This window comes from Thalassolituus oleivorans MIL-1 (assembly GCF_000355675.1).
In the GTDB taxonomy this organism is placed as follows: Bacteria; Pseudomonadota; Gammaproteobacteria; order Pseudomonadales; family Oceanobacteraceae; genus Thalassolituus; species Thalassolituus oleivorans.
Window position 1 is genome coordinate 2,001,745 of the sequence record NC_020888.1, and the last position, 12,809, is coordinate 2,014,553.

At 46.7% G+C, this 12,809-nt stretch carries 11 protein-coding genes; 3 read left to right on the forward strand and 8 right to left on the reverse strand.

The window, feature by feature from the left end; genetic code table 11:
• Nucleotide 1: 1 nt before the first annotated feature.
• From TOL_RS09065 to TOL_RS09075, 3 genes are all read right to left on the reverse strand, one after another.
• Entirely contained in the window at nt 2-424 is a 423-nt protein-coding gene (locus TOL_RS09065) for an ExbD/TolR family protein (RefSeq protein ID WP_015487020.1), read from the reverse strand.
• Entirely contained in the window at nt 421-1,065 is a 645-nt protein-coding gene (locus TOL_RS09070; RefSeq protein ID WP_015487021.1) for a MotA/TolQ/ExbB proton channel family protein, read from the reverse strand. The genes TOL_RS09065 and TOL_RS09070 overlap by 4 nt, the downstream gene beginning before the upstream one ends.
• A gap of 100 nt (nt 1,066-1,165) precedes the next feature.
• Complete coding sequence (locus TOL_RS09075) at nt 1,166-3,517, reverse strand: DNA internalization-related competence protein ComEC/Rec2 (protein ID WP_041588460.1); 2,352 nt, start codon at nt 3,515-3,517, stop codon at nt 1,166-1,168.
• Between the two features lie 57 nt (nt 3,518-3,574).
• Here TOL_RS09075 and TOL_RS09080 point away from each other — a divergent pair, with 57 nt between their 5' ends.
• Complete coding sequence (locus tag TOL_RS09080) at nt 3,575-4,123, forward strand: DUF2062 domain-containing protein (RefSeq protein WP_041588461.1); 549 nt, start codon at nt 3,575-3,577, stop codon at nt 4,121-4,123.
• Nucleotides 4,124-4,205: 82 nt separating this feature from the next.
• Here TOL_RS09080 and TOL_RS09085 read toward each other — a convergent pair whose 3' ends face one another.
• Entirely contained in the window at nt 4,206-4,892 is a 687-nt protein-coding gene (locus tag TOL_RS09085) for an ABC transporter ATP-binding protein (RefSeq protein WP_015487024.1), read from the reverse strand.
• The gene (locus tag TOL_RS09090) at nt 4,885-6,135 is read right to left on the reverse strand and encodes a lipoprotein-releasing ABC transporter permease subunit (protein ID WP_015487025.1); all 1,251 of its coding nucleotides are present in this window, start codon (nt 6,133-6,135) and stop codon (nt 4,885-4,887) included. The genes TOL_RS09085 and TOL_RS09090 overlap by 8 nt, the downstream gene beginning before the upstream one ends.
• 258 nt (nt 6,136-6,393) lie before the next feature.
• Between TOL_RS09090 and TOL_RS09095 the strand changes: the two genes are divergently transcribed.
• Nucleotides 6,394-7,008 (forward strand): hypothetical protein, encoded by a 615-nt coding sequence (locus TOL_RS09095; RefSeq protein ID WP_015487026.1) that lies wholly within the window; start codon nt 6,394-6,396, stop codon nt 7,006-7,008.
• 185 nt (nt 7,009-7,193) lie between these two features.
• Nucleotides 7,194-8,459 (forward strand): alpha/beta fold hydrolase, encoded by a 1,266-nt coding sequence (locus TOL_RS09100; protein ID WP_015487027.1) that lies wholly within the window; start codon nt 7,194-7,196, stop codon nt 8,457-8,459.
• A gap of 65 nt (nt 8,460-8,524) precedes the next feature.
• Here the strand turns inward: TOL_RS09100 and dinG are convergent, their stop codons facing one another.
• The 3 genes from dinG to TOL_RS18330 are packed head-to-tail and all read right to left on the reverse strand — an operon-like array spanning nt 8,525 to nt 12,739.
• Nucleotides 8,525-10,618: an ATP-dependent DNA helicase DinG gene (gene dinG / locus TOL_RS09105; protein WP_015487028.1), complete on the reverse strand. Its 2,094-nt coding sequence runs from the start codon at nt 10,616-10,618 to the stop codon at nt 8,525-8,527.
• Nucleotides 10,608-11,282, reverse strand: a complete 675-nt coding sequence (locus TOL_RS09110) for a general secretion pathway protein GspB (protein ID WP_015487029.1) — start codon at nt 11,280-11,282, stop codon at nt 10,608-10,610. Before TOL_RS09110 ends, dinG begins: the two co-directional genes overlap by 11 nt.
• A gap of 2 nt (nt 11,283-11,284) precedes the next feature.
• Entirely contained in the window at nt 11,285-12,739 is a 1,455-nt protein-coding gene (locus TOL_RS18330; RefSeq protein WP_015487030.1) for an ExeA family protein, read from the reverse strand.
• Nucleotides 12,740-12,809 lie beyond the last annotated feature (70 nt).

A 12,809-nucleotide genomic window follows, 5' to 3' on the forward strand; every position in this document is an offset into this window, starting at 1 on the left:
ATTACTCAGATTTTACGGGTTGACGGGTAGTAATGCTGAGATTAACAAGACCCAGCTGACCTGCGGCATCCATGGCACGAACCACCGCTTCATGCGGCGTTTTAGCATCTGCAGTCAATACAACGGGAGCCGTTTCGCGACCATTTAAGCTGGTCGTTAATGCTCGTTTTAATGTATCGAGTTGGTTATTCACTAAACCTTGACCATTCACTGAATACTCACCAGCGGCAGTGATCAAAATATCCAAGGATTCAGGCGGTTGTTCAGATGCTTCAGCACTTGCCTCTGGTAGATCGATATTCAAATGCTGCTCTTTAGTGAAGGTAGTGGATACCATAAAAAAGATCAGCAACAGAAAGACGATATCAATCAGAGGGGTGAGGTTAACCTCTACCTGTTCACGGCTTTGGCGCTTAAAGTTCACGCACGAGACTCCCGTGACTCGACCGGATCAGAAACTTCGCGCTCACCATGCAACACGTCAACCAATTTAATGGCTTCTTGTTCCATGAATACGACGATTTCATCAACGCGACGCTGAAGAATACGATGACAAATCAAGGCTGGAATGGCGACAACAAGACCGGCTGCCGTTGTAATCAGTGCTTCTGAAATACCACCGGCTAAAACGTTAGCTTGGCCCGTACCTTGGATCATAATCTCTGAAAACACTTGGATCATACCGAATACGGTACCCAATAAGCCCATCAATGGCGCAACCGCAGCTACTGTGCCCAGTGCATTTAGATAGCGTTCCATCTCATGAATTTCGTGAGAGGCAACTTCTTCAATACTTTCTTTCATGATCTGACGACCATTACGCGCATTCATCAAGCCAGCTGCTAAAACACGACCAAGAGGACTGGATTCGCGCAGCTCTTTAATGCGATTCGCATCAAGCTGCTTATTCTTCATCCATCCCCATACTCGGGATAACAAATCCGCTGGGGCTATTTGTGTTGCACGCAAGGTCCAAAACCGTTCTACGGATATGGCCAACGCTAAGATGGAAGCGATAATAATCGGCACCATCATCCAACCACCGCTCTGGATGATCTCCAGCATATCTAGCTACTCCTGCCAGTTATTTTGGGCCGTACTCTAGCACAAGGCAGCCGAGGGACAAGCCCCTCTGTTGCGTATGGCCAGATTTAACAAAGCAAATTTAGGGCTGCCGCCATAGAAATTGCCAACCATCGCGCGCCCCTTCTCCACTGCCGTCAGCATTCATTTGCCAACGACCACGTTCATCGGTACGGATGATATCGATCCCGCGCGCAGCTAATCGTTCCATTACCTCCTGATGGGGATGCCCAAAGCGGCTTTGAAAGCCCACACTGATCCAAGCCTGTTTAGGCCGCACCGCATCGAGCCAGAGCTCGGCTGTGCTAGTGCGACTGCCGTGATGGCCAACTATTAAAACATCCGACTTAAGGTCATTTCCGTAGGTTTTAACCAACCACTTCTCGACGTTTTGGCTAGCATCACCGGAAATCATAATCCGTTGCCCATGCCAAACAACCTGCACGACACAGCTGGCATCGTTATCACTTGTTCGTATCTCTTCAGGGATTGGAAAAAAGCGCATCGCCAAATCAGTGGAGTAAACCCGCCAGTAACGATCACGATGACACGATAGTGCTTGGCTCGAAGCGTCACCCTCTCCAGCATATTCGCCAAGATTAGCCGCTAACGGTTGGCCAAAATAGTTCGTTTTTATCGGTATGGGGCCAGCTAAAACGCCACTTAGGCCACCGGCATGATCAAGATCAGAGTGACTAACAACAAGTGCCGATATCTCACTGGTGCCGCGCCGTAACAGATCAGGCAGCAGAATCGCGTCGCCAGCACTAAAGGTTGCAGAAAACGCAGGCCCAGTATCAAACACAAGTGCTTTTCCGTGGCTGGTAACGTACACGCTCTGCCCTTGCCCTACATCCAGCATTACCAATGCATCTGGCTTAGGCTTCCCCCCGCAAAGCAGCAAGAACACATTCACGCTGAACAGCCCAATCACTAAGATAAAGTTGCCACTCAAGCGCAAGAGGATTAGAAATATCAACCATAAGACTAATGGGATAGGTTCTAACCACCAAACAGCTGAACTCGGCTCGGGCGCGATCAAGGCCAAGCCATACCAATACCAATCGCCTATTTGTGCCAACAAGCTATATGCCCAATCCCAGCGAGTTGCTAATGCCAGTAGACTTAGCGGAAGCAAGGCTAAGGTCAGCACAGGGATAGCGATCAAGTTAATCAAACAATGGATCAGACTTACCGGCTGGCCAAAGGTGAGTGCTATCGGTAAGCAAACACAAAACACCACCCACTGCGGTAACGTTGCAGCCTCTAACCACGACGTTTTTCGACCCGAGAAAAAAATCACCAAGGCGCTAACGGCACTGAATGAAAACCAAAATCCAACTTGGGTTATGACTAACGGATTAGCCAGTAGCATTAGTAGTAGTGCGAGTAATAGCGGATACAAAGGTCTAGCGCGGTAGCCAAACTGAAAAATGAGCACAGCGATGACCACCATCAGCCATGAACGTTGCAACGAAACGCCGAAGCCCGCCAGCCAAGCATATCCTCCCGACACCACAATCGCAGTAAGCGCCGGCAGCCAAATCGCAAAGCCCACGCTGCGGCCGCGAACAAATACAATAAAACGAAGTACGATATTTGAGAAAAGCGTGGCTATGATCGCAACCAAACCAACATGCAAACCACTCACGACCAGTAAGTGTAGGGTTCCGGTATTGCGGGCTAAGTGCCATTGCTCAGTAGAGAATGCATCCTTTTCCCCCAATACTAAGCCAGCAATCCAAGGCCATGCACCTGAAGGTATGTTATTCGCGAGCTGTTCGATCCAAAGATTACGATGGATTGCAGGTGAATATTGCTCATCGGCAAGCACGGTATCTATTGTCTTTATATAACCGCTGGCATCGATGCTTTGGATCAGCAAATAGGCTTCATAATCAAACGGGAGGCCATTAGCAAACGAACGGGGGGAGCGCAGCCTAACCGTCGCTTGAATACACTGGCCGGTGGATAATTTCTGCTTGGGATAATACCAACTAAGACTGACATACCTTAGAGAATAAGGTGACTCAGCAACCTGTAAAAGCAGCTTTAACTTAGCGACGATAGGTTCGCCGTTACGTATAACCAACTCTCGATCTAACACCTGATCAATACAGCCATAGAGAGAAATATCAGAACCATTTGCGCTCATTGGCAGCCGATGTTCGAGTTGCTGCGATAACCAAACAGCACTCCAAACACTACCAAACGATAACAAAACCAGCACAACACAAATGCGCCCATACGCTATGCTGATCTTTATCGGCGGCGATGAATTACGCCGACGCTCTAACCACAGGTTGAGAAGACGTAAAGCAATCCATGCAGCTGATGCACAACAACTAAGTGTCCATAAATAGATTAACTGGCTCGGCGCTAGCAAAACCCCAAATATAAGGCCTGCAATCGTAAAGAGAATGATGAGATACATTGCCACTCCATGGCTATACCGGCATAATCACCGCGCGATTTTCCAGCGGCGATAGGCATGCCTAAAAAATTTTTACAGAAGCTTTTCCCCTCGCCCGAGCAAGTTAGGGGAAATCCGTCGCTAAAATTCCTGTCGCCGTTGTTTAGCAAGCCAAATCTTTGGCATATCAATCGGCGCGCCGTCGCACGAGCATTTTTAATCGGACTATTTACAGCGTTCTTGCCGCTGCCTTTCCAAATGGGCATCGCCGCTTTTTTTGCTTTCTACATCAATGCCAATTTACCCATATCCATGGGCTTAGTGTGGATAAGCAACCCGATTACCATTCCACCTATTTTTTACGGCACCTACCTTCTTGGTGCTTTGATGCTAGGGACCCCGCCTGGTGATTTCCATATTGAGCTATCGCTCGACTGGGCTTTAAACGAACTTACTGCCATCTGGATTCCACTGTTCGTTGGCTCGCTCACCGTTGGAATCGTCTTGGCGGTCAGTGGTTATTTGTCGATCCAGCTCGCTTGGCGCATGCACGTCGCTAGCAACTGGAAAAAACGTAAGCTCAACCGCGAGCGCCGCCAAAACAGTGATACCCCGCCAACCCCATAGATATAAAATCTCGGTCAAAAAAAAGCCACTGACTTTGCAGTGGCTTAGTTCTATCTTCGTATTTAGCTCAGTACTAACAGCCTCATAGAATGTGTAGTTGCTTATCCAGTAAGCGAAAACGTCGCTGCATGCGCCCTGCTAATTCGATATCGTGAGTGACGGTCACAAAAGCAGTATCAACAGAATTTCTAAGCTCATCCATCACAAGCTCAACCTGCTTGGCGGTATCTTGATCGAGGTTACCGGTTGGTTCATCAAGTAAAACCAGTTTTGGTTTATTAACCAGAGCACGAGCAATGGCTGTACGTTGACGTTCGCCCCCCGATAACTCTGCCGGCTTGTGCGATCCACGCGCTGCCAAGCCGAGCTGGGCCAAACATTCTTCCGCTCTCTTTTTAGCATCGCTGCGGGAAACCCCAGCAATCAACTGCGGCAACATCACATTTTCTAATGCCGTGAACTCTGGCAGCAAATGGTGAAATTGATACACAAAACCGATATCACTATTGCGCAACTGGGTTCTTTGCTTATCGTTCAAGTCGTTGAGCTTGTGACCAGCAATTTCAATAGCGCCCGCATCCACAGAATCGAGGCCACCAAGTGCATTAAGCAATGACGTTTTTCCGCTACCTGATGCACCAACAATGGCGATGGATTCACCGGCGTACAAATCGAGATCGACGTTTTCCCAAACGGTAACGTGCTGAGGACCCGAGGTGTAGGTTTTGCGCAACCCACGAGCCGAGAGAACAATCGGAGAATTACTCATAGCGAAGGGCCTCCGCAGGCTGCACACGGGATGCGCGATAAGATGGGTACAAGGTAGCAAAGAAGCTCAACAATAAAGACGCTGAGGTAACAATGGCGACATCTAACCACTGCAACTGCGATGGCAAATACGAGATGAAGTAGACCTCTGCACTTAAAATTTGAAAGTTAAACGCGTGCTCGACCCACGCAACGATATCCGCGATGGTAAGCGCACCAATAATTCCGAGTATTGTTCCTAGAACCACGCCGACAATACCAATCGACAACCCCTGCACCATGAAGATTCCCATGATGGTTGAGGGTTTGGCACCCATCGTGCGCAAAATAGCAATGTCAGCTTGTTTATCCGTAACCACCATGACAAGCGTAGAAATAATATTAAACGCTGCCACCGCAACAATGATGAGCAACAATAAACCAATCATGGTTTTCTCTAACTTAATCGCTTGAAATAGATTGCCGTGGGTACGAGTCCAATCGCTAGCGCTGAAGTAACCATCCAGCTCGTTTACGATTTCCCAGACACCTTGCGGTGCATCAAACAAGTTGTTGAAGCGAATACGTAAGGCTTGAGCTTGTGAATCTAAACGTCCCAGGCGACGAGCATCTTCCAAGTTGATAACAGCCAAACTGGCATCCAACTCGGCACCCACTGAAAATATGCCGGTAACCGTCAGGCGCTTAATGCGTGGGAGCACACCCGCTGGCGACAGAGTAGCTTCAGGTAACATTAAGGTGATCTTATCGCCGACAATCACATTTAAATGTTGAGCGAGCAATTCACCGAGTACAACACCGTATGAGCCCGGCTGCAGGCTTTCAAGCGTGCCGTCGGTAATATGATCTGGAAGAATAGATACGCGCGCTTCTACAGCTGGGTCGATTCCTGTGATCATAACCCCCTGCACTCGCCCGCCGTAACCCAACATACCTTGTAGACGTGTTAACGGAGCCGCAGCAGCGACACCGGGAAAGCCTTCAACACGAGTAGCCAGAACTTGCCAGTCTTGAACACCGCCACGCTCATAGAGCACAGCATGTGGCACCATGCCCAAAATACGTTCACGTAGTTCGTGGTCGAAGCCATTCATCACCGATAACACTAAGATGAGTACTGCTACGCCTAAGGTCATTCCTATCATGGACGATAGCGAAATGAATGAAATGAAATGATTGCGACGTTTTGCGGATAGATAACGCAAACCAATCCATAACGGTAAGGATGAAGAGATACGTGCCATAAAAAAGACTACACAGTGGCGAAAATAGGACGCCATATTGCCCGACTACAGCCTAATAATCGACACTTAGGGCCAAGCAGTGCAACAAAAATTAGAGATTCGCGATACAGAGTACTGAGCTTCCAGTTACAAACCGCTACAAGACTCTCGAACACAGTTGCACGATAGGCACAAATGGCCACACACTTGTGTCGCATTGCGCCTTGTGATTCAGGCTGATTTCACTAGGATTGTAGGAACCAGTCAGGGGATCTCATCATGAAAACATCAGCGACCATTTGCTTCTCTATTCTTACCGGTTTCGGCTTCAATGCCGTTCAAGCCGAAATTGTTGAGATTCCACCTGAAGAAATGACGGAGGAGTACATTAAAGACACCACTGTCATCGTCAGAAAGAAAGCGCCAGTACCAGCCAACGAGAAGCGCACACTTATTCGTGTGTCTCCCCTAGAAGAAGATTTTTCCGAAGGACAAACACTCGATGGCGAGATGGATTCGTTTGCCCTGATTGAGCAACAACAAAATCTGACCATTACTGATCAGCAAGCTAATGATCTAAATGCCAGAGCCTCATACGACTTCGCTACTCCAAATATGGACCCTAACAAACTGGCTCGCGAAGATAACCTGCGCGCTGTATTAGGCTTGCCAGACGGAGCACCAATAGACTACAGCACATTGCAGTTCCCAACGGGCACTACACTGAATCCAGAATCAGGGATTAGCTCCAACTCGGGCTCACAAGGATTCCAATTACAAATACCAAATGCCAACGGAATCCCAGCGCAATCCTTCACTACACCCAATGGGGAATTTGGTGTTAATGTGACCCCTGAAGGAATTACATTCCAGATGAATGCACCAAGAAATTAAGTTGAACTAGACATCACTTTTGGCGCCATTTGTCTGGAAAATACGGCCAAATCAAAAAAATAACCAATAAAATCAAGTAGTTATAACTTTCTAAGTAATTCGTAAAGAAAACATACAACTATGGTTATTTGTCTATAACTGGGGTAGAGTAGTTGAACTATAAGAATAAAAGAGTCGATTGTGTTATGCAGTTCTCTACGTTTTCTCCAGCAGAATTAAAAGCCACTCCATCAGTACAGATGATTGATGGCTACAAGGTCCAGTTTCTTGCCTTCGCAAGTCCGGGCAACATGCATAAGTCGCCAGTTATGTTTTTGGGCGGTGCATTCCAAAGCTTCACTTCATTTAGAAATGAAGTTGAACAGATTATCACCACTCACCCTGTAATTTTGGCTGACTTCCCGTCTCAAGGTAGCAACGATCAGTTAGCGCCTGAACTAAATATGGAAGATTTTGCCGATCTTATTGCGGGCTTTCTTAACGCCCAAGGTGTGGCACGAGTTCAGCTAATGGGTGTGAGTTATGGGTCAGCAATGGCTACCCTGTTCGCTGCTGCTTATCCAAATATGATTGAACGCTTACTGATTTCGGGTATTACTTGCTTCCGTCGCGAGAGTTTAATTACGCTACTTGAAGATTCGGTAGGCTTGCTTGAATCTGGCGATATGAACGCCTTCGCAACTACCGCTGTCTGCAATTTGATTAATCACAACCGCTTAGAAGAAACCGCGGTTGGACCCACTTATCGTCGCCTATTATTCCGCCAGATCGCTCGCTTAGACGACAACGAGCGTCAGCGTTATGCGCAGAACACTCGTCGTTTATTACGTTTCGGTGGATTTAAGTCTTTCCCTACTTGCGAAACATTGATCGCAACGGGTGAATACGACAATTTCACTCTGCCACAAGAAAACGCAGCGGTGGCACGCCAATGTGTCAACGGTACGTTTGCGGTCATCCGCAATGCTGATCACTTAGCGCAATTCGAACAGAAAGAGTCTTCTATGGAGCTGGTTCATCGCTTCATGCGTGGTGATGATTTGAAAGGCATCGACGGCATCGAAATATATGATCCGCAAGCCTATGATCACGGCAATCAACGACTACAGGGGCGTCACCGTCCACTAGAACAACCTTATCGCTTAATTGATCGCTCAACAGGTAAAGAGCATGTTGTTCGCATCCAGAACATTAACTTTAGCGGTTGTGAACTAGAACAAATCCATGTGGATTTAGCTTTATCAGAAGCTGACGATCAACTGTATTTGGAGATTCCTGAAACAGGTGCTGCGTATCACGTACGCATATTGGGTCGTGAAAAGAAAACGTTGCGCTGCTTATTGATCCAACGCGATCTAAAGCAAGCAGATACATTATTAAAGTATTTAACCGAACACCTCCTGATGGTGCGCGAGATCCCTGCCGGGGAAGTGGCGGAAAAGCTCGCATAAGACAGCTCTTCAATGAGCATAAAAAAACCGCCGATGGCGGTTTTTTTATGTCTATCTGAAAAGCATTAAGGTATTCGTTTAAAAGGCGGTAGCGAATCCAACAGCAACTTACCGTAACGATGCGACAACAAACGCTTATCTAATATGCTAATTCTTCCACGGTCATCCTCTTTACGAATCAATCGTCCACACGCCTGAATCAAGCGAATAGATGCCGCCGGCAGAGTTAATTCCATAAATGGATTTCGCCCATTACTTTCTAGCCATTCACTTGTTGCTGCTTGTATTGGATCGTTAGGTACAGCAAATGGAATTTTCGCAATAACCACATGCGTTACATAATCGCCCGGCAAGTCGATACCTTCGGCAAAGCTAGCTAAGCCGAAAATAACACTGCCTTTGCCATCATCAATTTTTGCTTTATGACGGCGTACAATTTCTGCCTTGGGTAAAAAACCCTGACACAACAATTGGTCATACCAATCCCGAAGAAAATAATCCCGTGTCGCCTCTAGCTGTAATCTCGATGAAAATAAAACTAAAGTCCCCACTTCCAAATTAATATTTTCTTTTAGCCAATCTTGAACATCATCTTGAAACTGCTCACTTTTAGGATCGGACTTTAACTGTACGGCTTGTATTTCGCCCAATTCAGGATAATTAAATGGACTGGCCACTCGCTGGTAATTCGCCCAATCTGGCAAACCTGACTCCCAACGTAAGTTATTAAAACTATTTAATGCCGTTAAAGTTGCAGAGGTCACTACCGCACCATAGCACCGATACCATAAATTTTTGCGTAACTGATCGGCAACTGCAATGGGGGAAGCACTCATCACAATATCCCAATCTTCACCAAAAGGCGTTTTGCTTAACCAGCGCGCTATGGGTAACTGCCCTTCCGCCTCTTCAGCGCTAAGCCAGGAAAGTGCTTCTGACATCTGTTCGGCACGAGCAAACATCATTCCCATCGGGGCCTGCCAAGACTCAGCAATATCACGACCGAATTCGCTTTCTTCCTTAGGGTCGAGTGATTTTTGTAAGGCGTCGTTAAGCTTATCTAAACATAACAATAAAGGCTGCAACGGCCCTTTTAAATTTGTTAACAATCCCCGTAAAGTTTCTGGTGTGCGACCAAACTCGAAACGCAATCTATCTTGGTCGCCAATCATATCCATAACCAGCGGCCAAATTAGGCTTATATTCTGACTCAATTCTTGTATTTGTGCCGGGGCTTCACGCAGAGAATGCATCATAGAATGCGGAATACCGGCCGCTGCGATAAATTGCTCTAGCGCCTTTTCAAGTTGCTTTAACCATTGACGCTGAGAACGGATTCCCATATCCAAACGAAAATGATTTAACGCTTTATCGGCTAGGTGATGACCTTCATCAAATACATAAATGGTTCTATCTGGTGCGGGTAACACTGCGCCCCCACCTAACGATAAATCGGACAACACTAGATCATGGTTAGCGACGATAACGTCGGCTTCGTCCATAGCATTGCGCGCTTTATAAAAAGCACAGTTCTGAAAGTGGGGACAACGGCGATTGGAACACTCTCTATGAGTAGCGGTTAAATGACTCCACTGACCATTTTCAATTTCATCTTTCCAGCGATCACGATCACCATCCCAATCTCCACGACCATAAGACGCAAGCATAGACTCATATAGATCTTTATCTTTTTCTTCCGGTGTTTGTTCGAATAAATCAATCGTCGCCAACATACCTGATAAATGCTGCAGCGCCTTATCAAGCTTGACGATGCACAAATAACGCCCACGTCCTTTCGCCAAGGCGAAATTAAAGGGCATGGAAAGGTGTTTTTTTAATGCGGGTAAATCTTTATCTAATATTTGTTCTTGTAACGCTACTGTCGCCGTGGAAATAAGTAACTTTTTTTCACGTTCAATTGCAATTGGAAGTGCAGCCAATAAATACGCGAGCGTTTTACCAGTACCCGTTCCTGCTTCTACAACAACAATTCCGGCATCGTTATCACGAGCACCTTTTTCATCTTCGTGAATGCTGCCTAACGATTTAGCAATTTCAGCGATCATTACACGCTGGCCATACCTAGGACGCAAATCTAAGGCGGTGATACACTCGCGATATAAGGCTTGAATGCGCTCTTTCGTTTCTTTACCTAACATCTGGTAAGGCCTGCCATCCCCGACTGCGGCCAATATGCAGAGGCCAGCCTTCGACATCTAACAGTAAACCGCTGGCCGTAATTTCTTTAAGATAAACTCCGCGCACGATCAAATCACCTTCACTCCAATCTCTACCATTCATAGTTACACTGCGATTTTCTGGAATCGAGCTGTAGAGATGACCGCTGATTTCTAATGTTGGTAGTCGCTGCAATACTTCAATGGGTGGTAATGATCGAGGTTTTTCACCAACATTGTCTGCTAATCCAGAAACACGAACCGTATCAGGCTCTTTCTGCGTTGCTAAAATCACCGCATTAGGAGCTGGCAATTCAACGTCTGCAGAAGTTTCGACGCTCAACGCCTCCTCGTTTTGAACCGTTAACGACTGCTCAATTGGCGCTATAGATGTTGGCGTTAGATCCACTTCGCTAGTAATTTCATTATCGTTAACTGGCGCGGAACCGTAGCGCGGGAATACCCACCAAAATAATATAATTGCTAATACAATTCCGGCTAACAACGCTGTCAGCATCCATGGCAGTGATGGCCCGGCAGATATGTTTTTAGCGACAATCGGCACATACGGAGCACCAACATTTTCCGTATTTTCTCGCTGGCGTTCGGCTTCGGATTTTTTTAGTGCTTCTAAAATATAAGACATGCTTATTGCGCCCCGCGCTGCATATGCAACAAAGTTCTTGGACCTATAATACGATCAGGCTTCAGTTCTTCACCCTGCTGAAATTTACCGACAGCTTCTGCCAATATTGGATCATAATAATCGTCGTCCATGATCACAGCCTTACCGCCAGGTCCGATGCTTTGCCAATCTTGATTCCAAGTTACTCCAAGCCTCTGACGGACCCAGCTAACGACCCCTGAACGTTGCCCAGGGCGAACTAAACCGCTGTATCCATCTAAACGTCGCCAGAGTATTACGGCTTCTCCTGTATAGTCAGTAACACTGGCATCTAATAGCACCCAACCACGATTAAGACTGCGTACGGCTGTCGGTTGCTGCAATGATCTTAATTCAAGCAAACTCCAGTCTGCCCACAGGCATTCATAGCCAAGATCTGGCATGGCGATGCAAGTTTCAGCATTTACGCCTTGAGATTGAGCAAGCATTTTAATCGGATCGTTGGTTGGATTCAGACCAGTAATCATTTTATTGATCGTATCTCGCTGGCTATAAACGCCAGCCGCTAAACCCACTAACGATAAGAGAAGGAGTAAAGTACCGATGACGGTTTTAAATCGAAATGGCGACGATTGAGTCACTGATGCACTCTTTTGCGGGTCTCCTAACACTTCACGCACAGCCTGATTCGCGATAGATCGGGTAACCAGTGCTTTACTCGAAGCGTATGCGCCAAGTAAGCTCCTATCTGCCAAGCTATTGATTAAACGTGGCACTCCCCGACTAGCTTGCCAAATAACCTTTACTGCAGCGGCATCAAATAAAGATACTGATTCAGGTTCAAGTGTTCGGCGTGCGCATTGGACTCTGTGATCCAAATATGCGCGACATTCAGCCAACGATAATAAATTCAGATGATAGCGAGCCGTAATACGCTGATTTAACTGGCGTAAGTCGTATCGCTGTAAAATATCACGCAACTCCGGTTGACCTACCAAAATTAACGTAAGTAATTTTTCTTTGTCTGTTTCTAAATTGGTCAGCAGCCTTACTTGTTCCAACAAAGAAGCAGGCATGCACTGGGCTTCATCAATAACGCAGATAACACGATGGCGCTTAGCGTAACAACGCAACAAAGCTTCGTTGAGAACAGCGTACAAGGATTTCAGAGTAGCATCTTCGGTATATTCAACCGCCAATTCGTCACATAAACTTTGCAGCAATTCAAGCGGTGATAATTGTGGATTAAAAATGTAGGCAAGATGTGTATGCTCTGGCAACTGTTGCATAAAAGCGCGGCACAATGTCGTCTTACCCGCGCCCACTTCACCCGTTAAACAAATTAAACCGCCGTGCCCCGTATGAGCATAACTAAGATGCGCCAAGGCTTCCTGATGCCCTTGCGATGGGAATAAGAATTCTGGATCTGGAGCGATCGTAAAAGGTAGCCGTTGAAAACCAAAGTACTCGAGGTACATGCCGTATCCGTGGAAATATTTTGAAGGCGCATGATAGCGGATTTTGGATAAAACCGCAGGCGTTACCAGT